Here is a 22,431-nt window from a genome sequence, read left to right on the forward strand (position 1 = left end):
TATCCTTTCACGTGAAATATCAGCCAGCTGTCGACCGCCGCATCGCTTGCCTGCATGCCTGTTCCTTCGATATCGGCGGCCGCCTAGCGGAAATTGGCAGCGGTCAATGTGTAGGCGTCCCGGCGCCCGGGCACATATGCCTTTCGAGCGGCGTCCTGGATGGAGGTGCGCGAGGCGTCGAATGCCGAAAGATACGCTCTCTCGGCGGCTTCCTTGCCGCCAGGGCGGTTGCCGGACATCCTCAACGCCTCCACCTCGACGAAGAAGCGGACCTGGAACATGCCGTCATGGCCGATGAAACAGATGGCATTGCGCGTTTCGTCGAAGCTGCGGCTGGGATTGAGAAAAGCAAGCGTCACGGCCGGCCCGCCTGCGTTCCGGCGCGTTCAGGCGCCAGCAGGGCTCCGGCCCACGCCTTGCGGGCCTCGGCGCTGCGACGGTTGAGATCCAGCATGTTCTTCGTCGCCTGCGCGCGGGTAAGACCGACCAACAGGGCGCCCTCAACATGGGCGGGAATTCCGGTGAAGACGTGGTAGACGGTCCAGGAGCGATCGGCCTCGACGCGGCGGCCATATTGGCGATCCCTGAAGTCGTGGCCGAACACCCCGCCATAGTGCAGCGAGCCATCGAATGCGCCAATGCGCGTGTGCCCGGTTTCGCCGTTGGCGATGGTTTCATTCATGCTGTTTTTCCCGATTTTCGCGCGCGGCAATGATCTCCGAATAAAGCGCTGCGCCGTCAGCCTCCGAGATCGTGACGGCGTCCGGCCATTGCGGCATGTTCAGCGTCCTGGCCAGGAGCCGCGCGATCTCGATTGCGTCGTCGAGATCGCCCGCCAGCGCGGTCTCGCGGCCGATGACCGCATGCGCATCGTCGGTGACGCGCGTGCGGTAGAATTCGATCACAAACTTCATCGCCATCCGAACCGGCCTCGCCCGCGCATCCGGCCGTCAACCCTTGCCCTTAACGGCGCCAAGGCCCTTGGCCTGGCCGCCGAACGGGCTCTCAGGCTTGACCGGAGCCTTTTCCAGCTTCGGCTTCCTGATCTCGCGATTGGAGCGTTTCTGTCCCTTGGCCATGTCCGAACGTCCTTTCGATGAGGGCAACCCCGTTGTCCGATGCCGACGTGCCGATGCGCTCCAATCTGTCCTCGGTCACCACGCGCTCGTGCGGTTCGCCGTCGCTGCGGATACAGTATTGCGGCGAATTTCCCTTGGGCGGCAGCGTGCGGGTGATGTGGTAGATTTCGTCGGTCCTCGAACCGGCGCCAAGACCGCCCTTCAGCCGGACCGTTTGTCCGATGTCGAAAAGACGTGCCGGGGCCCCGTGCTGGATGGGACGTGCGTTGCGTTGCAGGAGGGTTGTCATGACTGTCTCCGGTCCTCGACGAGCGCGGCCTCGAGAAAGGCCGGTTCGATCGGTACTATTTGCTGCGTGGACCCCTTCGCGGAGATCGCCGGCAGGTGAATGAAGGTGGCCACGCGCCGCCATGCGGTGCGGGAAGCCCCTTCGAGGGGTTCCTCGTCGAGATCGACGCGATAGTCGCCGGGTGGCTGCGGCGCATCGAAGCCCGGCAGCATGAACGCCGCATGGAAGCGAACGACGGACGGCGTGGTGCGAGTGGTCACTTTATGGCTTTCCAGCGGAAACGCGCATGCGCCTTCCGCTTCAATTCCAGTCGAACCGCCGAAACAATGTCCGACGCTGCCAGTACATCCGTGGTCAGCGCCGGCATCATTTCAGGGTTCAAACCGAGCGAATTGCCGCGCCGGGAGCGGCGCAAGGCAGTCGCTATCGAAAATTCGGAGGTGGATGGCGAGGCTTCACTCTGTCTAAAGCCAACCTCGACCAAATCAACGAATTTTATATATGCGCCTCAATTGCGCCACGGGCAAGGCAGTGTCAGCGCTTTATTTTTCTTGGTTAAATAAAAACGCAGCCAAAAACTGGAAAATCGGCAGGAATTCTAGCCATCCGCTCTAATATTTTTTGAGCTCCGCAATTATTCCATCCGATATTTTTGCCGATCCGGCTATTAATTTTGGCGCTCCTATCTATCGCCTGCCGGGCCGTCTATAAGGCGGGCGTGGTCGCCTTGGCCGACACAGAAAGAAGCTGCCCTTGAAATCCGCTCCCTCAAACAGCCGCGTCACCCGGCCCGCGGCTCGCGGCCCGGCCCCGACAGTCGAGACCGTCACCATGCGTGAACCGACGACGCCGCCTGCCTTCGGCAAGTTCGGCGCCAAGGTCCCGGTCGCAGCCGCGACGAAGCCGATCGGATCGAAGCGCCTGGAAAATGCAGCGGAGCGCATGCGAGCGGCGCTCTCTTCACACGGGTCGCTCGCCTTGACGCTGTATGTGGTGCTGTGGATCGTCGCCGTGGCAGCGTCGGCATTTGTCATGATGAAGGCCTGAAGCGGCCGGCATTCATCGCTGGGGCGCAAACGAGAAGGAATGCGAGCATGGCAAACCGTTACGCGCTTCGGATGGACCGGCCAAACAGCTGGACCGTCTTCGACATCTTCACCGGCCAGCCTGCCGAGGTCGAGCGGAAGGTCATGGTCGGTATCAAGACACGTCGCGCCGAAAAGCTGGTCGTCGAGATGAACACCCAGGATGCCAGAAGGCGCGAGCAGGCTTACAGGACACCCTGATCCCGCAAGGCGGTGGCTCGAAAGCTTCGCTGCATCTATAGGGGTGTGAATCCCCAGATGGAGCAAGCCAGCGTGAGCGACGACAAAGCCCTCATACCCTCCCTGCGTATCGCCTGCCCCACCGCCACCATCTGGGACGCCGCCGAGCTCGCCTCGCGCGATCCGGGCTTCGACGCCCGCAATTTCGGCGCCTCGGCGCTGGTGCGGCCGCACGATGTCGAAGGCGTCGCGGCGCTGGTGCGGTTCTGCGCGGAGCATGGCCTCAGCCTTGTCGCCCAGGGTGGGCGCACGGGGCTGGCGGGCGGGGCGGCGACGTCCGCCGGGCAGGTGATCTGCGATCTCGGCGGGCTCAACCAAATCGAGGAGATCGATCCGTTCGCTCGCGTGGCGATCGTGCAGGCGGGCGTGACGCTTGGGGCGCTGCAGGAAGCGGCGACCGTGCATGGGCTCGACCCGGGCATCGACCTTGCCGCGCGCGGCAGCGCGACGATCGGCGGCATGGTTTCCACCAATGCCGGCGGCATCATGGCGTTTCGCAACGGCACGATGCGCCACCGCGTGCTTGGCCTCGAAGCCGTGCTGCCGGACGGGCGGGTGTTTTCCGACCTCACAAGGGTGCTCAAGACCAGCGCCGGCTACGACCTGAAACATCTCTTCATCGGCGCCGAGGGCACGCTCGGCATCGTCACACGCGTGGCGGTGCGGCTCGACCCGGTGGCCGGGGCCAGCGCCACCGCGCTTGTCGGCGTGCCGGATGCGGCCAGCGCTCAGCGCATCGTGCGGCATTTCCTGGGCTCGACCAGCCCGCGGCTCACCGCCGCCGAGATCCTGTGGCGGAATTTTGCCCGGCTGATGCAGCGGGCGCTGAACTACGCGCCCGGGCAGTTGCCGCTCGACGCGCCCTGCCTTCTGGTGCTGGGGCTCGGCGCGGACAACCTGGAGGCGGCAAGAGGCGTGCTCGAGGACGGGCTGGCGGCGATCTGGGAAGAGGCCGGCATCCTCGACGGGCTGGTCGCGAGCTCCGACGCCCAAGCCGCCGCGCTATGGCGGCTGCGCGAGGAGACCGAGCAGATCGAGCGCGCGCACCCCATGGCGCCGTCCTTCGACGTGTCCGTGCCGGGCGGCGCGCTGGACGCCTATGTGGCGCGCATCGAGGCGGGGCTGAAGGCGCTCGACGCTTCTTACGCGCCCTATGTCTATGGCCATCTCGCCGACGGCAATCTGCACATCTCGATCAATTGCGATGGACCGGTTTCTCACGAGCGGCACCAGGCGATCGAGGACGTGCTTTACGACGGCTTGCGCGAGGCCGGCGGCTCGTTCTCGGCCGAGCATGGGGTGGGGCTGGAAAAGCGCGAGGCCTATGAGCGGCACGCGGATCCGGTGAAGCGGGATTTGGCGCGGGCGATCAAAGGATTGATCGATCCCGCGAATGTGATGAATGCGGGGAAGGTTGTGGGGTGAGGTTGGTGGGCTAGCCCTGAGAGGCTGGCGGGACAGCACCCCCCTCTGCCCTGCCGGGCATCTCCCCCGCAAGGGGGGAGATTGGCAGCTCCATTGACCGCGCCCCTTCTGCAACGCTGGTGATTGGCGAAAGACGGCGCGACATCTGATCTCCCCCCTTGCGGGGGAGATGTCCGGCAGGACAGAGGGGGGTGTGACGGAACGCGACGCAGCTCCAGCTTGCCTCCCTCAGCGCTCAAGCCGCCAGTTGCACTTCCCTTGCTGCCGCGATCATCACACTCGCCAGCAGCCCATACGCGGCGGTCCACGCCTCTCGCACCTCCTGCGTAAAAGCCTCGCCGAGGCCTGCATTGAGCGTCTCGATCAGCGCCTGGCCGACGGTCGCGTAGTGCTGCTCCTCGACGCCGTAGCCGACATGGCGCCGGGCGAGGTCCTGGACGGTGGGCAGGATGGTGTCCGCGCGCGACAGGCCGTGCACGACGAAGCCCAGCGCCGCCATCAGCTTGGCGCCCTGCTTTTTCATGTCGGTTTCGGCAAACAGTGCCTTGAGGCTGCCGTCGATCGAAAACAGCTTCTCGTAAAACAAGGCCGCGGCCGCTTCCTTGATCGGCACGACCTCGCGAAAACTATCCTGCACGAGCTTGATCTGGTCGGGTGTCATGGGTGCGCTCCTGAATTTCGGAATGCGCGACCATCAGCCTCGAGCGTTTCACGGGCATGCCGGTTGTAGGGATGATGTGTTTCAGGTTCGTCTCGGTTGCGTATCGGGTTGTGCGAGGCTGGGCATTCGTGCCCAGCATGACCAATCGCGCGATGCCGGCGGGACAGCGCCCCCCTCTGCCCTGCCGGGCATCTCCCCCACTTGGGGGGAGATTGGCCGTCGCGACGGCTTTCGCCAATCGCCAACGTTGAAGAGATGAGCGGGGCGCCGAAGCTGCCAATCTCCCCCCTTGTGGGGGAGATGTCCGGCAGGACAGAGGGGGGCGCGAAGGAACGCGACGCTGCCCTTTCCTCGCCCAGGCGGGGGCGAGGAAGCGTCGGCGCCCTACTCGCACTGGCGGCGTGGGCCGCCATCGAAGGGCTGGTAACTGTTGTCGCGCGGATCGTAGGAGCGGTAGCGGTTGAAGCAGTTGTCGGCGTGGTCGGCGGAGACCGGGCCGCCCCGTGCCGCGGCCTCGGCCTCGGGCGAAATCTCTTCCGGCGGGCCGCCATAGGTTGTGGCGTAGCCGCCGCGCGTGGTGGCGTAGCCTTGCATCTCGGCCTGGTCGTCGATCATCCGGTCATCGGTCGTGGCGTCCTGCTGGTCGCTCGCCCCCGGCTGTTCGTTCGCCTGCTCGTTCTGGCCTTGCTGATCGTTTTGGCCGCTCGAGGCGGTGCGGTCGCCAGCGGGATCGTAATAGGGCGAGATGCAGGGGCGTAGCTCGCCGCTATAGGAGCGGTAGCTGTTTTCCTGCGGGCGGTAGCTGCGATAGCGGGTGGCGCACCATTGCAGATGGGCGGAGGGCAGCTGCTGCTCAGCCTGCCGATTGGGCGTAGGCGGTTGCTGGGCCGCGCCGGCGTCCGGCGCCGGCTGGCCCGGCTGAGAGACCTCGGGCAATGGTTGCAGTCGTGGCGCTGCGGGCGGCGCCGGCGCCGCGAGCGCCGTGGCCTGCGCCGTGCCATCCGGCTTAGGCGGTGGGGCCGGTTCGCCCGGCTTGGCGGGCGCTGCCGCCGCCTGCTGGGCGGGAATGCGCTCGAGGTTCTGCTTTTGCGGATCGACCGGCTGGGCGTCCTTCGTCCAGAGCTCGGAAACGCCTGTCGTCGGCGTGGCCTGGCGCACCGGCTTGGCGGCCAGCAGCCAGGTGGCGAAGGCGAGCCCGCTGGCGAACACGGCCAAGGTCAGCACGAAGCCGCCGACAATTCCCAACAAGGCCTTCACGCTGCGCTCCTTCAGCCCCCGCTGATAGAATGCGGAGAGCGCGCTCCAGTTCCCACGAGAAGAGGGCAATGTTGAGACCCGGCCGGCAGGAACGGGAGAGCCCCGCATGCTCCGGGGAGAAGCAGGCGAGGCTCAAGGATCGCCAGGAGGGGACCTAGCTGGGGACTCTTTACAGTTACAGACTTTTTGATGATCCAAGAGGATCAACGATGATCCAGAAAGATCATCGTCAGTCTCGGGCTTTTTCCGAACCGCCGCATCGTACGAATGAAGGAATAGACAGGCGATCCTTCGTTCACATGGTGCGGTTCGGGCGGGCCGGACCCATGCTTGTCTGAGCCGGCGGTCTCCAACGCACGCCGGTTAGGTCCGGCAGCCCGGCATCCTTGCCCCCAACAGGGCTGTCGGACCGCCTTCGACTGGCGCCCGGCCTCATCAGCCAGCCACCACCTCGCTATATTCGCGCACCCTCCCGTCCTGGCCGCGGATCCGCCAGATCTCCCCTTCCCGTCCCTCGATATGGCTCGCCGCCAGCGGCACCTTGCCGCCGCCGTCTGGCAGGTCGATGACATAGGTCGGGTTGCAGATGCCGGAGAGGCGCCGGCGCAGTTCGGCGACCAGCGCCTGGCCCTCGGCAATCGTGGTGCGGCGGTGCGCCATGCCGCGCGCGAGGTCGCCATGGTGCAGGTAATAGGGTTTGACGCCGAGGCGATAGACCAACTCGCGGCAGAGCTCTTCCAGAACCTCGACCTTGTCGTTGACGCCCTTGAGCAGGACACTCTGGTTGAGCAGCACGAAGCCCACCTGCCGCATGGTGCGGCAAGCCGCTTCGGCCGCGTCGGTGAGCTCGCGCGGGTGGTTGAAGTGGGTGACCACGCTCACCATCAGCCGCCCCCGCAGCGCCTCCACCATCCCGGCGGTGATCCGCGACGGCAGCGCCACCGGGACGCGGGTGTGGATGCGCAGGAGCCTGAGATGCGGGATCGCCTCCAGGCGGGCGCGGATTTCGGCGAGCGCGGCGTCGGGCAGCGACAGCGGATCGCCTCCGGTCAGGATCACCTCGCGGATCTCCGGGTGGTCCGCGATGTAGGCCAGCGCCGGCTCCAGCGCTTCGCGCGTGTAGCCGCGGCCGATCGAGGTCAGCGACTCCTTCCTGAAGCAGAAGCGGCAATAGACGGCGCATTGATAGGTCGGGAACAGAAGCACGCGGTCGGCATGGCGGTGCGTCAGCCTGGGCACCGGGCTGAAGGCATGGTCACCGATCGGATCATCGAGCTCGCCCTCGGCGGCGACCAGCTCATCGGGCGACGGGATCACCTGGGCGCGGATCGGGTCGTTGGGATCGTTCCAGTCGATCAGGTCCAGATAGGCTTTAGGCACGCGCACCTTGTGCGCGGCCGCGGCTTCCTGCGCGGCGGCGCGTTCGGCGGGCGACAGCGGCAGGAGCGCGAGGTCGCGCACATGGCGCACGCCGGCGCGGACGTCGTCCTGCCAGGCGGCATCGCCCTGCCCGGCGGCTTCCGATGCGAAGGTTTGCTTGAGATTGGCGTTAGTGGTCATTGGCGGCTCGGAGAGATGTTTGCGCGCGGTATCGGCCGGATGGCGCGTGGGGTCAACCGTTGGCTTGCACTTGCCCTGACACACCGTCACCGCTCGAACTTCCTGATCGCCTCCGCCGTCACCGGCGTGAAGAAATTGACCAGATTGCCGTCGGGGTCGCGAAACAGCAGCGAACGGTTGCCCCAGGGCATGGTGGTGGGCGCCTGCACCAGTGCTTCGCCCAGACTCTCGGCAAGCCTGCGGTATTCCTCATCGACGTCGGCGACTCGGAACTCGATGATCGCGGTGCGGTTCTCGGCGGGGCTCGCGACATGGTCGCCGCCGAAGAGGCGCAGCGTGCGCGTGCTGCCGATCGCCAGTGTGCCCGCCTGTGTGACCAGCTCGGCAAAATCCTCGGTGTAGAGCATGAGCTTTGTGCCGGTCACCGTCTCATAAAACGCGACGAGCCGCTTGACGTCGGCCGTGATGATGCGGGTCGAAACGAAATTCATTGGTCTTCTCCGTGAGCTGGCCGACGGAGAAGTCTCCGCGGCTGGAGGCGCCCGTTCAGGCGCCGTGCCGCGACTTGTGGACCAGCCCTGCTGCCACCATAGTGGCAACAGGAGACATGCCTTGCGCCGCGCCGACAGACTGTTCCAGATCATCCAGATCCTGCGGCGCTCGAGCCGGCCGATCACCGCCAGCCAGATCGCCGAGGAGCTCGAAACCTCGCGCCGCTCGGTCTATCGCGACATCGCCGACCTGATCGGCCAACGCGTGCCGATCCAGGGCGAAGCCGGTCTCGGCTACGTGCTCGACCGCGACTACGACATGCCGCCGCTGATGCTGACGCCTGACGAGCTCGAGGCGGCGGTGCTCGGCGCGCAATGGGTGGCCGACAAGGGCGACGCGGCGCTGGCGGGCGCGGCGCGCGACCTGATCGCCAAGATCGCCACCGTGGTGCCGGAGCGGCTGCGCCCCTTCATCAGCAATCCAACCGTCGGCGCGCCGCTCAGCCGCGCGAGCCTGCCCGACGGCTTGGATATTGCGCAAGCCCGGGACTCGATCCGCAAAGGCCACAAGATCCGGATCCGCTACCGCAACGAACAGGGCGACGAGACCGAGCGCGTCGTCTGGCCGACGATGATCGGCTATGCCGAGACCGTGCGGCTGCTCGCCGCTTGGTGCGAGCTGCGCCAGGATTTCCGCCATTTCCGCACCGACCGGATATCCGAAGCTGCTTTTCTCGACGAGCGTGTCGGCTGCCGGCCGGCCGAATTGCGCAGCCGCTGGAAGCGCCACATGCAGGCGCAGGGTATTCAACTGCCCTGATAGGCGAGCACCGACTTTCGCCGCAATCGACCCGCGCCGTCTTTTCAGGCAATCTCTTCTGGCGGCGATCATGGGGAGATGATCCGCCGCCGAGGGAGGACCGCCATGACCAGGGCCCGAGCGCTGCCGCGCTATGAAGATGCCGTCGCGCAATTCCGCATCGAGGACGAGATCGCCCGGCTACACGGCGATCCGGCTACCGGGATCAACGCCTATGTCGAATGCTGCGGCCGCTATACCGGTGAGAACCGGCTGGCGCTGCGCGCGATCTCGGCCGCCGGGGAATTGCGCGAATACTCTTTCGACGATCTCGCCGACATGTCGGGCCGCGTCGGCACCACGCTGAAGGCGCTCGGCGTCCGCCCCGGCGATGTCGTGGCCGGCATGCTGCCGCGCATCCCCGAGTTGGTGGCGCTGATCCTCGGCACATGGCGCGTCGGCGCGGTCTACCAGCCTTTGTTCACCGCCTTTGGGCCCAAGGCGATCGAGCACCGGCTGGGCTACAGCAAGGCCAGGCTGGTGGTGACCAACCCGGCCAATCGCGGCAAGCTCGACGAGGTCGACAACCGTCCGCGTGTCGCCACCATCCTCAGCGCCGGCGACGTCTTGCCCGCCGGCGACATCGATTTCCGCGCCGCGCTTGCAGCCGCCTCGCCCGACTGCGCGCCGGTGATGCGCAAGGGCTCGGACCTGTTCATGATGATGTCGACCTCCGGCACGACGGGGCACCCGAAAGGCGTGCCGGTGCCGCTCAGCGCGCTGCTGGCCTTCGGCGCCTATATGCGCGACGCGATCGGGCTCACGCCCGACGACATTTTCTGGAACATCGCCGATCCCGGCTGGGCCTACGGGCTCTATTACGCCATCACCGGGCCCTTACAGCTCGGCACCGCCACAACCTTCTACGAAGGCGCGTTCAACGCCAGATCGACCTACGACATCATCCAGCGCCTGGGCATCACCAGCCTTGCCGGCTCGCCCACGGCCTATCGCCTGCTGATGGCGGAAGGACCCGAGGCCGCGGCCCGCGTCAAAGGCAGGCTGCGGGTGGTGAGCAGCGCCGGCGAGCCGCTCAACCCGGAGGTGATCCGCTGGTTCGACGCCCACCTCGCCGCGCCCATCCACGACCATTACGGCCAGACCGAGAACGGCATGATGGTCAACAACCATCACGGGCTCGAGCATCCGGTCCGCGCGGGCTCGGCCGGTTTTGCCATGCCGGGCTACCGCATGGTGGTGCTGGACGAGGCGGGCAACGAGCTCGGCCCCAACCAGCCGGGCGTGCTCGCGGTCGATATCGCCAGGTCGCCGCTGCGCTGGTTCGGCGGCTACCACGAGGCGGAGACGCCGGCGATCGCCGGCGGCTATTACCGCACCGGCGACACGGTGGAATACGAGCCGGACGGCTCGGTCTCCTTCATCGGCCGGGCCGACGACGTCATCACCTCGGCCGGCTACCGCATCGGGCCGTTCGACGTCGAAAGCGCGCTGATCGAGCATCCGGCGGTCAACGAGGCGGCCGTCGTCGGCGTCCCCGACCCGCAGCGCACCGAGATCGTCAAGGCCTTCGTCGTGCTTTCACCCGCCTTCAAGGGCAGCGAGGCGCTGGCCGATGAGCTTGCCCAGCATGTGAAGAAGCGGCTCTCAGCGCATTCCTATCCGCGCGAGGTCGAGTTCGTCACCGAGCTGCCGAAGACGCCGAGCGGCAAGATCCAGCGGTTTTTGCTGAGGAAGGCGGAGGTGGAGAAGCGGAAGGGGTGAAAACCTCAGTGCTTCGGGAACTGTTCAACCTCCCAGTCGAACGTTCCGCGACGCATGAAAATCTTCAACGCCTTCTTGGCGGCAAGCCTCAGCCGCTCCCAAGGCTCCGTTTCCATCAACTGCTCAAGCGGCGGCAATAACTGCGGCGTGTCGTCGCAAACACTATTCAGGACGGCCCGATAATTTCGAAGCGCTTGCTGTTCCTCGACTGAGAACACCGGTTCGACGTAGCGCTCGAGTACCCCGTCGGAGGCCCAGTCGTCCCATTGATTGAAAGCCTCGTTCGGGACATGAACATATGGAACAGCCGCTTGATATCTCCGCTGTTCGTCATAGGACGATACCCACTCGAAGTAGCCGATGAGCTGGTTTCGATAGCGCTGGTTGAGGAGGATATCAGAGATTGCTCGCTCGGTGACTCTGGGCGCTTGGTTACGGTCAGGATCGTCGGCCATCGATAAATCACCTGCTGCTACGGGCATGTCGCTATATCAGACTTGCGTTCTGGACACTGAGAGACTTGCGGCTCTCCTCTGCGAGACAATGGCGATAAAGATTCGGTACCTCGATTTCTGCCACGCAAAAGCCGCCAAGCCGGGCGAAGGCTGCTTAGGGCTTTTGATCGCTAATTTGGGGTTTGTAGCATGCGGCTGGTTTTGACACTTCTCCTCACGCTGGCAGGCAGCGCGGCGTTCGCCGTGTCGCCGCAGGACGATTATATCGCGGCGCGCGACAAGGCGATTGCCGACATCACCGCGCAGCAAAGCGCCAACACGGCCATCGAAACCATCGATGCTCAGAACGAGAAGGCGCTGGCCGAACTGCAGCAGCGGCTCAACAGCATTCTCGGCCCGCTTTCGGTCAAGGATTTTCCGGCGAGCGGCACCATGAACGTCCAAAGCCTCAACGCCTCCGATATCGGCTACGGCATGCTCGACGGGTTGCGCTATGCCAAGAGCGACGACGGCCCGAGCATCGTCGCCTCGACGCGCGGGCTGACCGAGCGCTGGCTCAAGTCCAAATCGGCGGAGACGGAAGCGGATTTCAAGCTGCCCGCAGACATTGGCGCGGCGCTGAAGCTCGACAATTTCTACACCCAGGCGATCGGCAGCGATGCGGCGTTTTCCGGCACGCTCGACTTTTCGCTGAAGAAGCCCGGCGGCGCCGACATGGTCGTCGCCCGGCTCGGCGGCTGGACGCAGGATGTCGGGCCGATCTACGACCAGCGCGTCGTCGTGGCGGTCGTCAAAGGCGACCGCGTGCTGATCGCCGAGGCGGCCGCCTCGCCCGCCGTGCCGAAGATCGCCGCCTGCGATTCGATCTGGGCAGCCGCCGACGCCGCCGCGCAGAAGACGCAGCAGGAAAATCAAGGATCGGACCAGGACGATTCGTCGGCCTCCGATCCGGCCAACGCTGCTTGGGAAAAGGGCGACGCCGACTACCGCGCCTGCATGGCCCAGCGCTTGCCCGGCGATCCGTCCTTCCCGGCGCTGCTCAAGCAGGCTCAGGATCTCGCCGACAGCATGGCGGCGAAATAGCCCGCCAGGGCAACTCCAGGCGCAGCGGCCTCTCAGCCGGCGTTGGCGCGCAGGTTTCGCCGCGGAACACGCCTCGGGGCAGGACGGGCCGTTTCCGCGATGATCCCGTTGGCCGGAGGCGCGGCATCCTTGCGCGACCGCGCGTCCGTCACCCGGTGCAGCCGCTCGTAGGGCAACAACTCCCGGATGCGGGCGTTGAGCGCTTCGATCTCGGCGTGCAAATCCTCGCATTCCTGCTTCTGGATATCGAGCTGGATCTGCTCGGACGCCTGCTGCAGCGACAGTTGCGAGAGATTGGTGCTGACCGCCGACAAGCTCTTCTTGTCGGCCTCGCTTTCGTCCTTGAGGACGGCGAGCCTCTCCTGCGCGATCTGGAGTTCGGTCACGGCATCGTTGAGCTCAGCCTTCAGCCTGACGATCTCGGCCGAGGTTTCGCCATTGGTTGTCGTGGCTTGATCCAGGCGCGACTGCAACTCCTGGATTTCGGCGCGCAAACCGCGCATCTCCGCCTGGCTGCGCGCCAATTCGGCCGCGCCGTCGCTCTCGGCGATGCGCGCCGCTTCGGTTGTTTCGGCAAGCCTGGCCTGCGTTGACTCCACCGTCTTCTGCAGCCGGCTTTCTTCCTTTTCGTGGTTGCCGATCTGTGCCATCAGCTCGGCAATGTGGGCGGTTTCGCTGGCGTGGGTTGCGGCGAACTCGTCGAATTTGTGCCGGGCTTCCGCCTCGCGCTTTTGCGCCTGCTCCAGGTCGACGGAGAGGCCGACCTGCTTTTCGCGCAGCAGCTTGTTTTCCGCGCCGCGCCTGTCGACTTCGACGGTCTTGGCGGTCAGCGCCTTGACGATCTCGCCGAACTCGGTTTCGCGCCTGGCGCTCTCATTGCCCATTTCCACCAGTTCCAGGCGCACGGCGGCAAGCGCCGAGCGCAATTGCTCCCGGTCCTGGACGAGGCTCGCCTCGCGCTGTTGCCAGGCTTCGGCCGCGCCGTCGCGTTCGCGCTGCCTGCGGGCGGCGTCGAGCAATTGTTCCGACAAAGTCTTGTGTTCAGTGGTGAGAGCGAGGTTTGCCAGCTCCAGCTCGTTGGAGCGCAACACGTCACGATGGAAGACGTTGAGGACCTCGCGCGTCATATGATGCGCGGTGGCGATCTCCGCCAGCTTCGCCTCGATCTCCTGGAGATGGCCCTGCCCGTCCCGGAAAAGCCCGACAACGGCCTCCAGCGCGGCCAGCCGCGTCTGGGTATGTGGGGTCAGCCGCGATGGGGCGGTGTCGGGCTGCTCTTCTGGCGGCGGATTCTCGTCGCTCGCCACCAGTTCCTGGCCGGCAACGGCATCGTCTCCCGACGGCGGTTGTTCATCATCGTTCAGGACGTCCTCGAATGCTTCCGCCAGATCCGATTGGAGTTCCTGAAATTCCTTATCGACGTCCTCGGCCCGCTTGATCAGAGACTTGAAATTCATCACGGCACATCCCTTACTCGCGCCCCACGCGTACTTAACGAATTGCTAATTTATCCCTTTACCTTCCATTCGGGAAGCCTCTGTGAAGGAAAGCAAAATTAAGGTTATCGCGGGCTCCAAACTCATGCAGATTTGGGCGCAGGAGGCCTCGCGCGGCTCTAACATATGTCAGTATTCCGACCCGGAGCGGATACCTGAAGGCCTGCAGCGCTAAGCGCGAATACAACGCCTCGATCGCCGTCGCCGGCGCGCTCGACACGAAGACTTCCAGGACGGCAAAGAGCATCGAGGTAAACCTCCCGCGGTACTCGCCCGTCGCATCGTCGACGGCGCTGCGGCGAAGCCATGCTCTGCCCCTGCCTCTTGCCGCCCCTTGTTGCCTTCTCCGGCCATGCCGATATTGTTTCGCCGAAAGCCGGCCCCATCCGGGCCGCCGACACAATTGAAACAACCTCAGGATGATCCCCTGAACGCGCATGGCGCGACAGGCAGAGTGGAGATTTGGGAAAGTCGAGATGACGGAACAGAAGACCGAAACCAGGACATTCGAGGCGGACGTCTCGCGGCTGCTGCACATGATGGTGCATTCGGTCTATTCGGACCGCGACGTCTTCCTGCGCGAGCTGATCTCCAACGCCGCCGACGCCTGCGAGAAGCTGCGCTTCGAGGCAGTGAGCCGGCCTGAGCTGCTGGGCGACGACGCCAAGCCGCGCATCACCATCGCCGCCGATCCGGACAACAAAGAGCTCGTCGTCGAGGACAACGGCATCGGCATGAGCCGCGACGAGATGGCGGAAGCGCTGGGCACCATCGCGCGCTCCGGCACACGCGCCTTCCTGGAGCGCGTCGAGGCCGGTAAGGCGGCGGAGGACACGCAGCTCATCGGCCAGTTCGGCGTCGGCTTCTACTCGGCCTTCATGGTCGCCGACCGGGTCGACGTCATCAGCCGCCAGGCCGGCAGCGACGAGGCCTTCCGCTGGTCGTCCGACGGCAAAGGCACTTACGAGATCGCGCCGGCGCCGCTCGAGGCGGCGCCCAGGCGCGGCACGCGCGTTGTGCTGCACCTGATGGAGGACGCCACCTCCTACGCCACGCCCTACCGGCTCGAAGGGCTGGCGAAGTCGCAGTCGGGCCATGTGCCGGTGCCGATCACGCTTGTCGAAAAGCCCGGCGCCGAGCCGCGCGACATCGCCGACGGCACGGCGCTTTGGGTGCGGCAGAAGAGCGAGATCAAGGCGGAAGAATATACCGACTTCTACCGCAGCATTGCCGGCCAGTATGACGAGCCGGCCTCGACCATCCATTTCCGCGCCGAAGGCCGGCAGGAATACAGCGTGCTTGCCTTCGTGCCCGGATCGCGGCCGTTCGACCTGTTCGACCAGGACCGCAAGGGCCGCATGAAGCTCTATGTGCGGCGCGTCTTCATCACCGACGATGCCGATCTCCTGCCGCGCTATCTGCGCTTCGTGCGCGGCCTGGTCGATTCCGCCGACCTGCCGCTCAACGTCTCGCGCGAGATGATCCAGGAAAGCCCGCTGCTCGCATCGATCCGCAAGGGCGTGACCAACCGCATGCTCGCCGACCTCGCCAAAACAGCCGAAAACGATGCCGAAGCCTTTGCGAAAATCTGGGAGAATTTCGGCGTTGTCCTCAAGGAAGGCCTCTACGAGGATTACGAGCGGCGCGAGCAGTTGCTGAAGCTTGCCCGCTTCCGTTCGACCGCTTCGGGCGAAGGCTGGCGCAGCCTTGCCGACTACATTGGAGCGATGAAGGAAGGCCAGAAGGCGATCTTCTTCATCGCCGGCGACGACCGTGCCCGGCTGGAGGCCTCGCCGCAGCTCGAAGGGTTTCGCGCGCGCGGCATCGAGGTGCTGTTGCTTACCGACCCGGTCGACAGTTTCTGGGTGACGATGGCGCCGGAATTCGACGGCAAGCCGTTCAAGTCGGTGACGCAGGGCGCGGCAGAGCTTGCCGATGTCGCGCTGCCCGAAGACGCGGCGAAGCCCGACGTCGAGACATCGTCCGACATCGCGACGTTCCTGGCTTTCGTGAAGGCGACGCTCGGCGACGAGGTGTCGGACGTGAAAGCCTCCGACCGCCTGACCGAAAGCGCGGTCTGCCTCGTCGCGCCCGAGCATGGCCCGGACCGCCAGTTCGAGCGCCTTCTCAACGCCGCCGGGCGGCTCGACAAGGCCGCCAAGCCGATCCTCGAGATCAACCCGCGCCATGCGCGCGTCGCGGCGCTGGCGAAACTCGGCGACGACGAAAAAGCTTTCAAGGAAGACGCCGCGCATCTGCTCTACGATGAAGCGCGCGTGCTCGACGGCGACAAGCCGGCCGACGCGAAAGCGTTCTCGGCGCGCCTGGCGCGGCTGATCGACCGCGGGTTGGCCAAGGGGTGATGCCCGGCGCGGCGCTTGCTCGGCCGCCAGCGTCCAGCCGGAACTGGACGCTGGCACATTCCCGACAGCCCGCTAAGCTCTATCGTAACCCTACGGAATGAGCGGCAGGAGCCCCGATGAAGCGCATTGTCCTGGTCAGGCATTCGGAAGAACCGGGCGACGACCATGTCCAGACGACCCTCGAGGCGAACGGCCATGCGGTCACGACCGCCATGCCGTTCAGGGGCGAGCTGATCGATCTCGAAAATGTCGACGGCGCCGTCATTTATGGTGGTCCGTTCAATGTCTTCGACACCGACGAGCATCCGTTCCTCGATCACGAAGCCGCGCTGATCGAGCATTGCCTGGACAACGACCTGCCGCTGCTCGGCATCTGCCAGGGCGCGCAGCAGATCGCCTGGCATCTCGGGGCCGATGTCGGGCCGGTGGAAAGCGGCATCAGGGAGTTCGGCTATTTCGAGATCACGCCGACGGCCGAGGCCGGCGACTTCCTCGATCGGCCGCTCTTCCTGCCGCAGAACCATTTTCATACCTTCGCCCTGCCGGTGGGCGCGGTGCACCTCGCCTCGAGCGAGACCTTTCCCAACCAGGCGTTCCGGATCGGCGAGAAGACCTACGCTTTGCAGTTCCATGCCGAGCAGGGTCCGGCTGGTTTCCGGCGCTGGCAGGAGCGCCAGGGCGCCCCCTATGGAACGCTCGGCGCCCAGGATCGCGGCGAACAGGACCGTCTGATGGAGGCTCACTACGCGGCGCAGCTTGCGTGGTTCAAGAGCTTTGTGACCAAGCTGTTCGGATAAGACGCTTTTGGTGGGAACTGGCGCATGAACATAAACGGCATCTGCGATCCGCGCTTTGCCGGGGTGCGCGATGCGTTCGCCTGGTGCTTTGCGCAAGGCCTCGAGCATGGCGGCGGCGTCTCGGTCGTGGCCGACGGCAAGACCGTCGTCGATCTTTGGGGCGGCCACGCGGATGCAGCGCGCACCCGGCCGTGGCGGCGCGACACGCTGATCAATGTCTGGTCTTCGACCAAGGGTGTCGTCGCGCTGGCGATCGCCATGCTGGTGGAGCGCGGCAAGCTGGATTATTCCGCACCGGTCGCGCGCAATTGGCCGGAATTCGCGGAAGGCGGCAAGGAGCGCATCACGCTCAACCAGGTGATGTCGCACCAGTCCGGGTTGAATGGTCTCGCCGTGCCGATGGACGAGGCGGGCCTGCTCGCCTGGACACCCTATACGGATGCGCTTGCCGCCATGCCGCCGCTTTGGCAGCCCGGCAGCCGCTGCGTCTACCACGCCCTCACCTATGGCCATCTTGCCGGCGAGGTGGTGCGGCGCGTCGACGGGCGCAGCGTCGGGCGCTTCATCGCGGAAGAGATCGCTGACCCGCTTGGCGCCGATTTTTATGTCGGCCTGCAGGAAGCCGAGGATTTCCGGGCTGCCGAGATGATCGAGGGCCCGAAGACGTCGGACTGGGTCGAGTTCGTGCGCGCCTCGCCGTTCCCCCAGGCCTGTGACAATCCGGCGCCCCGCGCCCTGGCGCCAAACGACCGCGCCTGGCGCGCCGCCGAGGTGCCGGGCGGCAACGGCCAATCCACGGCGCATGCGCTGGCGCGCATCTACGGCATGATGGCGGCGGGCGGGACTTTCGAAGGCAAGCCGCTGATCGGCCGCGCCGCGATCGAGGAGGCCGCGAGGCCGCGCTTTCGCGGCATCGACGACAGCTTCGCACTGCCGGCTGCCTTCGCCGCCGGCTATCAGATCGAGGATCCCGTCTATGGCGGCCGCGCATCACCGCAAACCTTCGGCCACACCGGCTGGGGCGGCGCGGTCGGCTTTGCCGATCCCGGCGCCGGCGTCGGGTTCGGCTATGTCACCAACCGCATGCTGGGCTTCGACGATGTCGACCCGCGCCGCAAGGCGCTGATCGACGCCGTCTACGACGCACTCTGAGTTGCGTCCCTAGCTCCTCAGCCCCGGCGCTTCCTGGCCGGTGCGCGCGACATATTCGGTGTAGCCGCCGCCATAGGTGTGGATGCCGTCGGGCGTGAGTTCCAGCACGCGGTTGGACAGCGCCGCCAGGAAATGGCGATCGTGCGAGACGAAGAGCATCGTGCCTTCGTACTGCGACAGCGCCTCGATCAGCATCTGCTTGGTGGTGATGTCGAGGTGGTTGGTCGGCTCGTCGAGCACCAGAAGGTTGGGCGGATCGAACAGCATCAGCGCCATCACCAGCCGCGCCTTCTCGCCGCCTGACAGCACGCGGCACTTCTTCTCGATCTCGTCGCCGGAGAAGCCGAAGCAGCCGGCTAAAGCGCGCAACGGCGCCTGGCCGGCCTGAGGGAAATTGTCCTCCAGCGTCTGGAAGACGGTCCGTTCGCCGTCGAGCAGTTCCATGGCATGCTGGGCGAAGTAGCCCATCTTGACGCTCGGGCCGCGCGCGACGGAGCCCTCATCGGGCTCGGAGGCGCCGGCGACCAGCTTCAAAAGCGTCGACTTGCCGGCGCCGTTGACGCCCATCACGCACCAGCGCTCGCGGCGGCGGATCTGGAAGTCGAGACCGGAATAGATCGAGCGGCTGCCATAGGCCTTGTGGATGCCCTTCAGCGTCGCCACGTCCTCGCCGCAGCGCGGCGCCGGCTGGAACTCAAAGGCCACCGTCTGGCGCCGCTTCGGCGGCTCGACGCGGTCGATCTTGTCGAGCTTCTTCACCCGGCTCTGCACCTGCGCGGCATGCGAGGCGCGCGCCTTGAAGCGTTCGATGAAGGCGATCTCCTTGGCCAGCATCGCCTGCTGGCGCTCGAACTGCGCCTGCAACTGCTTGTCGGCCAGCGCGCGCTGCTCCTGGTAGAATTCGTAATTGCCGGAATAGGAGGTCAGCGCGCCGGCGTCGATCTCGATGATCTTGTTGACGATGCGGTTCATGAACTCGCGGTCATGCGAGGTCATCAGCAGCGCGCCGTCATAATCCTTGAGGAATTTCTCCAGCCAGATCAGGCTTTCGAGGTCGAGATGGTTGCTCGGCTCGTCGAGCAGCATGACGTCGGGCCGCATCAAGAGGATGCGGGCGAGCGCGACACGCATCTTCCAGCCGCCGGAGAGTTTCGAAACGTCGCCGTCCATCATCTCCTGCGAGAAGCCGAGACCGTCGAGCACCTCGCGCGCCCGGCCGTCCAGCGCATAGCCGTCGAGCTCCTCGAAGCGGTGCTGCAATTCGCCATAGCGCTCGATGATCTGATCCATCTCGTCGGCGCGCTCGGGATCGCCCATGGCGTGCTCGAGCTCGCGCATCTCGGCGGCCACCGCGCTGACCGGCCCGGCGCCTTCCATGACTTCGGCGACGGCGCTCAAGCCGCCCATGTCGCCGACATCCTGGCTGAAATAGCCGATGGTGACGCCGCGATCGACCGAGACCTGGCCTTCATCGGGCTGCTCCTGGCCGATTATCATGCGGAACAAGGTCGTCTTGCCGGCGCCGTTCGGGCCGACCAGCCCAACCTTCTCGCCCTTCTGCAGGGCGGCCGAGGCTTCGATGAAGACGATCTGTCGGCCGTTCTGCTTGCCGATATTTTCAAGACGGATCATGGGGCGGTCCGGGAGGCTGGTGCAAAATTGAGGGATTTGCCCGGGGCCATACGCGAATGAGGGGCGCGGGGGAAGAGGCCGAAGCGCCGCAGCGGGCTCAACAGCGGGAGAGGAAGAGGCGCTCGCCCGACACGCTCCAAAGCGCAAGATTCGAAATTCCTGAAAAACTGAAGAGAAAATCGAATGGCACAACTTGGCATTTCGCGCGCCATCGCTACTGTCGCACGGTCGGATGCAAGGCGGCCGTTACTCGCGGCGAATGTTGCAACCGCCTTAGCCTACGACTGGACGAGGCCATCGAAACGCAAGTCAACACTACCCAGGCCAACGCGACGCAAGCCGCCGAGGCTAGCGCACTTCAGAAAGTGGCAAGCCGGTTTTGTGCCGAACCCAAGCAGGCACAAGGCATCCGGACCTTCGCCAACATGCTGAGGTTCCTGGCGTGACTCCGGTCGATCTCAACAAGTGATCATCAATCGTCAAACAAGGAAAGCCCATCATGAACAAGACGCTCGTTTCGGCCCTCGGCCTGGCCGTTGCGCTGACCTTCGCCGCGCCGGTTCTCGGTACCACCGCGGCCAATGCCGCCGCGACCACTTCTGCAGCGACCACTGCCGCTCCGACGGCGGCCGTCACTGGAAAGGTCAAGCTGGTCGAGGAAAAAGAAATACCTGAGAAGCATGCCAAGAAGCACAAGAAGCACAGGAACGGCGCCTGATCGCCTCTTCTTTGATTACTTCCTCCCAGGAAAGGCCGCCTTGCCAGGGCGGCTTTTTTCTTTTGGGCTCGGACGGATGCCCATCCTTGGCGCGTTACTTCGCGTCGTGGAAGATGATGCCGACCGTATGCCTCCGCCCTGACCGCAATCTGCTCACGCCATGGCGCAGGTTGACGCGATAGAACCCCTTCGTCCCCTGCACCGGCCGATTATGCACCGCAAATATCACCGCATCGCCGCGCTTCAGCGGCACCACCTCGGCGCGGCTCTGCATGCGCGGGCGCTGCTCAGTCAGCACGAATTCGCCGCCGGTGAAATCCTCGCCGGGCTCGGACAACAGGATCGCCACCTGCAGCGGAAAGGCGAGCGCGCCATAGAGATCCTGGTGCAGGCAATTGAAGTCGCCGGGGCCGTATTGCAAGAGCAACGGCGTCGGCCTCGCCTGGCCTTCGTCGTGGCAGCGCTTCAGGAAGGCGGCGTGGTCGGCTGGATAGCGTTGCGCCACGCCCATCTTTTCGTTCCAGTCGTTGGCGACCGCGGCAAGGCGCGGATAGAGGGCTGAGCGCAGGCCCTCGATCAGGTCGGGGAGCGGGTATTTGAAATAGCGATATTCGCCTTTGCCGAAGCCGTGACGCGCCATGATCACATGGCTGCGGAAATGCTCCTCATGCGGATAGAGGCCAGCGATGTCGGCGCATTCTTCCGCCGACAGCAGGCCGGGCATGACGGCTGAGCCATGGGCGTTGAGCTCGGAGACGACGCCGCGCCAGTCCTGCGCCGCGACGCGGGATTCGGCCGAGCGGCCTGCGCGCTTGGTGTTCAGGGAATGGACGGTCATGGGTTCGCTCCTTGCTTGCCATCAAGGTGGGGCGAATGAGGTGCGTCGACCACCCGATTCCTGCGGAGGTAGGCGCCAGTGACGGAACTGCTGATCTCCCCCCTTGCGGGGGAGATGGCCGGCAGGCCAGAGGGGGGTGTGAAGGAACGCGACCCCTCCGGGCTGCGACAAATGCCAACTTCCGAGGATTGTCTTCAAAGAATGATAGGTCGGCGGGACAGCACCTCCCTCTGCCCTGCCGGGCATCTCCCCCGCAAGGGGGGAGATCAGCAGCTTCAGCGCCTCCGATACCCTTCCAGCTCCGGATCGAGATCCACCTTCACCGCGTTGGTGAACACGCAGGTCGCCACCATGATGCCGGCGAAGGCGGTGAGGTTGACCAGCAGCGTCTCGTCATAGCGCGCCTTGAGGGCGATCCAGGTTTCGTCCGGGACGGCATTGGCATCGGCCGCGACCATCTTCCCGAACTTGATCAGCAGCGCTTCATCGACCGTCGGCGCAATCGCCTCGGGATCGAGCCCGCTATCGATCAGCGCGCGGCGGAAGAAGGTGACAGGGACCTCGGCGCGCATCGTCTCGGCGATCGCCTTCGAGAACAGCCAGACAGCGCGGTCGTCGAGCGTGGGCTTGAGAAGATCGCGCAGCGTAAACCATTCGGCATAGATGCGGTGGGCGGCCGGCGAGTGCAGCAGGATGCGCTTCATGTTCGTCATGCGGCCGCGCAGCTTGAGTTCGCGGTCATGCTCGGCGCGGATGTCTTCGGAGGCGGTGGCGTAGCCGATTGCGGAGAGATGCGCCACCGGCTTCACCCCAGCGTCGCGTGCAGTGTGGGCACGCCGCGCAGCGTGTTGGAAACGGTGCAGATGTCCTCGGCGTCGGCGAGGATTTGCTGCTTGGTCGCCGCGTCGAGGTCGCCGGTGATTTCCAGTTTGATGTTGAATGTCTCGACCCGCGAGGGCTCGTCCTTCGCCTTCTCGCCTGTCACATCCGCCCTCACCTCGCCGAGCCGGTCGGCGACGCCGAGGCGCGTGGCGGCGATGCGGGCGCTGAGCACCATGCAGGCGGCGAGCGAAGCATAGAGCAGATCGAGCGGATTGAAGCCCGGCGCGCTCACGCCGGTGACGACATCGACCGTGCCGCCGGTCGGCGTGGTGACGACCGGCAGGCCGCCTGGCTGGAGGACGGCCGATGCGCCGGTCGCACGGGTTCTGATCTTCAGCTCGCTCATT

25 protein-coding genes are annotated in these 22,431 nt (G+C 65.3%); 10 read left to right on the forward strand and 15 right to left on the reverse strand.

Annotation, left to right across the window (positions count from 1 at the left end):
- Nucleotides 1-83: 83 nt before the first annotated feature.
- The 5 genes from KVT37_RS25765 to KVT37_RS25785 form a co-directional block, all read right to left on the reverse strand.
- Nucleotides 84-359: a DUF1488 domain-containing protein gene (locus KVT37_RS25765; RefSeq protein ID WP_217577827.1), complete on the reverse strand. Its 276-nt coding sequence runs from the start codon at nt 357-359 to the stop codon at nt 84-86.
- Nucleotides 356-682 carry a hypothetical protein gene (locus tag KVT37_RS25770; protein ID WP_217577828.1) on the reverse strand — a complete coding sequence of 109 codons (327 nt, stop codon included), beginning with the start codon at nt 680-682 and terminating at the stop codon, nt 356-358. Before KVT37_RS25770 ends, KVT37_RS25765 begins: the two co-directional genes overlap by 4 nt.
- On the reverse strand, nt 675-914 hold the full coding sequence (locus KVT37_RS25775) for a hypothetical protein (RefSeq protein ID WP_217577886.1): 240 nt from the start codon (nt 912-914) through the stop codon (nt 675-677). Before KVT37_RS25775 ends, KVT37_RS25770 begins: the two co-directional genes overlap by 8 nt.
- Nucleotides 915-1,005: 91 nt before the next feature.
- On the reverse strand, nt 1,006-1,368 hold the full coding sequence (locus tag KVT37_RS25780) for a hypothetical protein (protein WP_308642764.1): 363 nt from the start codon (nt 1,366-1,368) through the stop codon (nt 1,006-1,008).
- Nucleotides 1,365-1,628, reverse strand: coding sequence for a hypothetical protein (locus tag KVT37_RS25785; RefSeq protein ID WP_217577829.1), 264 nt, complete (start codon nt 1,626-1,628; stop codon nt 1,365-1,367). The genes KVT37_RS25780 and KVT37_RS25785 overlap by 4 nt, the downstream gene beginning before the upstream one ends.
- A 571-nt stretch (nt 1,629-2,199) precedes the next feature.
- Between KVT37_RS25785 and KVT37_RS25790 the strand changes: the two genes are divergently transcribed.
- From KVT37_RS25790 to KVT37_RS25800, 3 genes are all read left to right on the forward strand, one after another.
- Nucleotides 2,200-2,415, forward strand: a complete 216-nt coding sequence (locus tag KVT37_RS25790; RefSeq protein ID WP_217577830.1) for a hypothetical protein — start codon at nt 2,200-2,202, stop codon at nt 2,413-2,415.
- Nucleotides 2,416-2,462: 47 nt separating this feature from the next.
- Nucleotides 2,463-2,654: a hypothetical protein gene (locus KVT37_RS25795; RefSeq protein WP_217577831.1), complete on the forward strand. Its 192-nt coding sequence runs from the start codon at nt 2,463-2,465 to the stop codon at nt 2,652-2,654.
- A gap of 72 nt (nt 2,655-2,726) precedes the next feature.
- Nucleotides 2,727-4,118: an FAD-binding oxidoreductase gene (locus tag KVT37_RS25800; RefSeq protein WP_217577832.1), complete on the forward strand. Its 1,392-nt coding sequence runs from the start codon at nt 2,727-2,729 to the stop codon at nt 4,116-4,118.
- Between the two features lie 235 nt (nt 4,119-4,353).
- On the opposite strand, the gene KVT37_RS25805 is transcribed toward KVT37_RS25800, so the two are convergent.
- The 4 genes from KVT37_RS25805 to KVT37_RS25820 form a co-directional block, all read right to left on the reverse strand.
- Nucleotides 4,354-4,779 carry a globin family protein gene (locus KVT37_RS25805; RefSeq protein ID WP_217577833.1) on the reverse strand — a complete coding sequence of 142 codons (426 nt, stop codon included), beginning with the start codon at nt 4,777-4,779 and terminating at the stop codon, nt 4,354-4,356.
- Nucleotides 4,780-5,163: 384 nt separating this feature from the next.
- Nucleotides 5,164-6,024, reverse strand: a complete 861-nt coding sequence (locus tag KVT37_RS25810; RefSeq protein WP_306797019.1) for a BA14K family protein — start codon at nt 6,022-6,024, stop codon at nt 5,164-5,166.
- Between the two features lie 447 nt (nt 6,025-6,471).
- Complete coding sequence (locus KVT37_RS25815; RefSeq protein WP_217577835.1) at nt 6,472-7,596, reverse strand: KamA family radical SAM protein; 1,125 nt, start codon at nt 7,594-7,596, stop codon at nt 6,472-6,474.
- Nucleotides 7,597-7,682: 86 nt separating this feature from the next.
- The gene (locus KVT37_RS25820) at nt 7,683-8,087 is read right to left on the reverse strand and encodes a glyoxalase/bleomycin resistance/extradiol dioxygenase family protein (RefSeq protein WP_217577836.1); all 405 of its coding nucleotides are present in this window, start codon (nt 8,085-8,087) and stop codon (nt 7,683-7,685) included.
- Nucleotides 8,088-8,208: 121 nt separating this feature from the next.
- On the opposite strand from KVT37_RS25820, the gene KVT37_RS25825 reads away from it, so the two are divergent.
- Nucleotides 8,209-8,907 (forward strand): YafY family protein, encoded by a 699-nt coding sequence (locus KVT37_RS25825; protein ID WP_217577837.1) that lies wholly within the window; start codon nt 8,209-8,211, stop codon nt 8,905-8,907.
- A 105-nt stretch (nt 8,908-9,012) separates the two neighbouring features.
- Nucleotides 9,013-10,668, forward strand: coding sequence for an acyl-CoA synthetase (locus KVT37_RS25830; protein ID WP_217577838.1), 1,656 nt, complete (start codon nt 9,013-9,015; stop codon nt 10,666-10,668).
- Between the two features lie 5 nt (nt 10,669-10,673).
- Here the strand turns inward: KVT37_RS25830 and KVT37_RS25835 are convergent, their stop codons facing one another.
- Nucleotides 10,674-11,123, reverse strand: coding sequence for a hypothetical protein (locus KVT37_RS25835; RefSeq protein ID WP_217577839.1), 450 nt, complete (start codon nt 11,121-11,123; stop codon nt 10,674-10,676).
- Nucleotides 11,124-11,312: 189 nt separating this feature from the next.
- Here KVT37_RS25835 and KVT37_RS25840 point away from each other — a divergent pair, with 189 nt between their 5' ends.
- On the forward strand, nt 11,313-12,206 hold the full coding sequence (locus tag KVT37_RS25840; RefSeq protein ID WP_217577840.1) for a hypothetical protein: 894 nt from the start codon (nt 11,313-11,315) through the stop codon (nt 12,204-12,206).
- A 32-nt stretch (nt 12,207-12,238) separates the two neighbouring features.
- On the opposite strand, the gene KVT37_RS25845 is transcribed toward KVT37_RS25840, so the two are convergent.
- Nucleotides 12,239-13,663, reverse strand: coding sequence for a hypothetical protein (locus tag KVT37_RS25845; RefSeq protein ID WP_217577841.1), 1,425 nt, complete (start codon nt 13,661-13,663; stop codon nt 12,239-12,241).
- A 515-nt stretch (nt 13,664-14,178) separates the two neighbouring features.
- Here KVT37_RS25845 and htpG point away from each other — a divergent pair.
- The 3 genes from htpG (at nt 14,179) to KVT37_RS25860 (ending at nt 18,014) form a co-directional block, all read left to right on the forward strand.
- A complete protein-coding gene (gene htpG, locus KVT37_RS25850; RefSeq protein ID WP_217577842.1) occupies nt 14,179-16,065 on the forward strand; it encodes a molecular chaperone HtpG in 1,887 nt (628 codons plus the stop codon).
- Between the two features lie 116 nt (nt 16,066-16,181).
- Nucleotides 16,182-16,862, forward strand: coding sequence for a gamma-glutamyl-gamma-aminobutyrate hydrolase family protein (locus KVT37_RS25855; protein WP_217577843.1), 681 nt, complete (start codon nt 16,182-16,184; stop codon nt 16,860-16,862).
- Nucleotides 16,863-16,886: 24 nt separating this feature from the next.
- A complete protein-coding gene (locus KVT37_RS25860) occupies nt 16,887-18,014 on the forward strand; it encodes a serine hydrolase domain-containing protein (RefSeq protein ID WP_217577844.1) in 1,128 nt (375 codons plus the stop codon).
- Nucleotides 18,015-18,023: 9 nt separating this feature from the next.
- Here the strand turns inward: KVT37_RS25860 and KVT37_RS25865 are convergent, their stop codons facing one another.
- On the reverse strand, nt 18,024-19,646 hold the full coding sequence (locus KVT37_RS25865) for an ABC-F family ATP-binding cassette domain-containing protein (RefSeq protein WP_217577845.1): 1,623 nt from the start codon (nt 19,644-19,646) through the stop codon (nt 18,024-18,026).
- A 499-nt stretch (nt 19,647-20,145) separates the two neighbouring features.
- Between KVT37_RS25865 and KVT37_RS25870 the strand changes: the two genes are divergently transcribed.
- Nucleotides 20,146-20,364, forward strand: coding sequence for a hypothetical protein (locus KVT37_RS25870; protein ID WP_217577846.1), 219 nt, complete (start codon nt 20,146-20,148; stop codon nt 20,362-20,364).
- Between the two features lie 94 nt (nt 20,365-20,458).
- On the opposite strand, the gene KVT37_RS25875 is transcribed toward KVT37_RS25870, so the two are convergent.
- The 3 genes from KVT37_RS25875 to KVT37_RS25885 all read right to left on the reverse strand — a co-directional run bounded on the left by KVT37_RS25875 (nt 20,459) and on the right by KVT37_RS25885 (nt 22,430).
- Entirely contained in the window at nt 20,459-21,202 is a 744-nt protein-coding gene (locus KVT37_RS25875) for a 2OG-Fe(II) oxygenase (protein ID WP_217577847.1), read from the reverse strand.
- A gap of 275 nt (nt 21,203-21,477) precedes the next feature.
- Nucleotides 21,478-22,002, reverse strand: coding sequence for a hypothetical protein (locus KVT37_RS25880; protein WP_217577848.1), 525 nt, complete (start codon nt 22,000-22,002; stop codon nt 21,478-21,480).
- 5 nt (nt 22,003-22,007) lie between these two features.
- Nucleotides 22,008-22,430 carry an OsmC family protein gene (locus tag KVT37_RS25885; RefSeq protein WP_217577849.1) on the reverse strand — a complete coding sequence of 141 codons (423 nt, stop codon included), beginning with the start codon at nt 22,428-22,430 and terminating at the stop codon, nt 22,008-22,010.
- Nucleotide 22,431: the final 1 nt, after the last annotated feature.

This window comes from Mesorhizobium sp. GbtcB19, assembly GCF_019091085.1.
Taxonomy (GTDB): Bacteria; Pseudomonadota; Alphaproteobacteria; order Rhizobiales; family Rhizobiaceae; genus Mesorhizobium.

Coding starts and splice junctions, on each gene's coding strand:
- KVT37_RS25815 (WP_217577835.1), bottom strand. CDS start 7,596: ATGACCACTAACGCCAATCTCAAGCAAACCTTCGCATCGGAAGCCGCC.
- KVT37_RS25855 (WP_217577843.1), top strand. CDS start 16,182: ATGAAGCGCATTGTCCTGGTCAGGCATTCGGAAGAACCGGGCGACGAC.
- htpG (WP_217577842.1), top strand. CDS start 14,179: ATGACGGAACAGAAGACCGAAACCAGGACATTCGAGGCGGACGTCTCG.
- KVT37_RS25870 (WP_217577846.1), top strand. CDS start 20,146: ATGAACAAGACGCTCGTTTCGGCCCTCGGCCTGGCCGTTGCGCTGACC.
- KVT37_RS25820 (WP_217577836.1), bottom strand. CDS start 8,087: ATGAATTTCGTTTCGACCCGCATCATCACGGCCGACGTCAAGCGGCTC.
- KVT37_RS25860 (WP_217577844.1), top strand. CDS start 16,887: ATGAACATAAACGGCATCTGCGATCCGCGCTTTGCCGGGGTGCGCGAT.
- KVT37_RS25835 (WP_217577839.1), bottom strand. CDS start 11,123: ATGGCCGACGATCCTGACCGTAACCAAGCGCCCAGAGTCACCGAGCGA.
- KVT37_RS25865 (WP_217577845.1), bottom strand. CDS start 19,646: ATGATCCGTCTTGAAAATATCGGCAAGCAGAACGGCCGACAGATCGTC.
- KVT37_RS25830 (WP_217577838.1), top strand. CDS start 9,013: ATGACCAGGGCCCGAGCGCTGCCGCGCTATGAAGATGCCGTCGCGCAA.
- KVT37_RS25875 (WP_217577847.1), bottom strand. CDS start 21,202: ATGACCGTCCATTCCCTGAACACCAAGCGCGCAGGCCGCTCGGCCGAA.
- KVT37_RS25795 (WP_217577831.1), top strand. CDS start 2,463: ATGGCAAACCGTTACGCGCTTCGGATGGACCGGCCAAACAGCTGGACC.
- KVT37_RS25775 (WP_217577886.1), bottom strand. CDS start 914: ATGAAGTTTGTGATCGAATTCTACCGCACGCGCGTCACCGACGATGCG.
- KVT37_RS25845 (WP_217577841.1), bottom strand. CDS start 13,663: ATGAATTTCAAGTCTCTGATCAAGCGGGCCGAGGACGTCGATAAGGAA.
- KVT37_RS25885 (WP_217577849.1), bottom strand. CDS start 22,430: ATGAGCGAGCTGAAGATCAGAACCCGTGCGACCGGCGCATCGGCCGTC.
- KVT37_RS25770 (WP_217577828.1), bottom strand. CDS start 682: ATGAATGAAACCATCGCCAACGGCGAAACCGGGCACACGCGCATTGGC.
- KVT37_RS25805 (WP_217577833.1), bottom strand. CDS start 4,779: ATGACACCCGACCAGATCAAGCTCGTGCAGGATAGTTTTCGCGAGGTC.
- KVT37_RS25790 (WP_217577830.1), top strand. CDS start 2,200: ATGCGTGAACCGACGACGCCGCCTGCCTTCGGCAAGTTCGGCGCCAAG.
- KVT37_RS25780 (WP_308642764.1), bottom strand. CDS start 1,368: ATGACAACCCTCCTGCAACGCAACGCACGTCCCATCCAGCACGGGGCC.
- KVT37_RS25840 (WP_217577840.1), top strand. CDS start 11,313: ATGCGGCTGGTTTTGACACTTCTCCTCACGCTGGCAGGCAGCGCGGCG.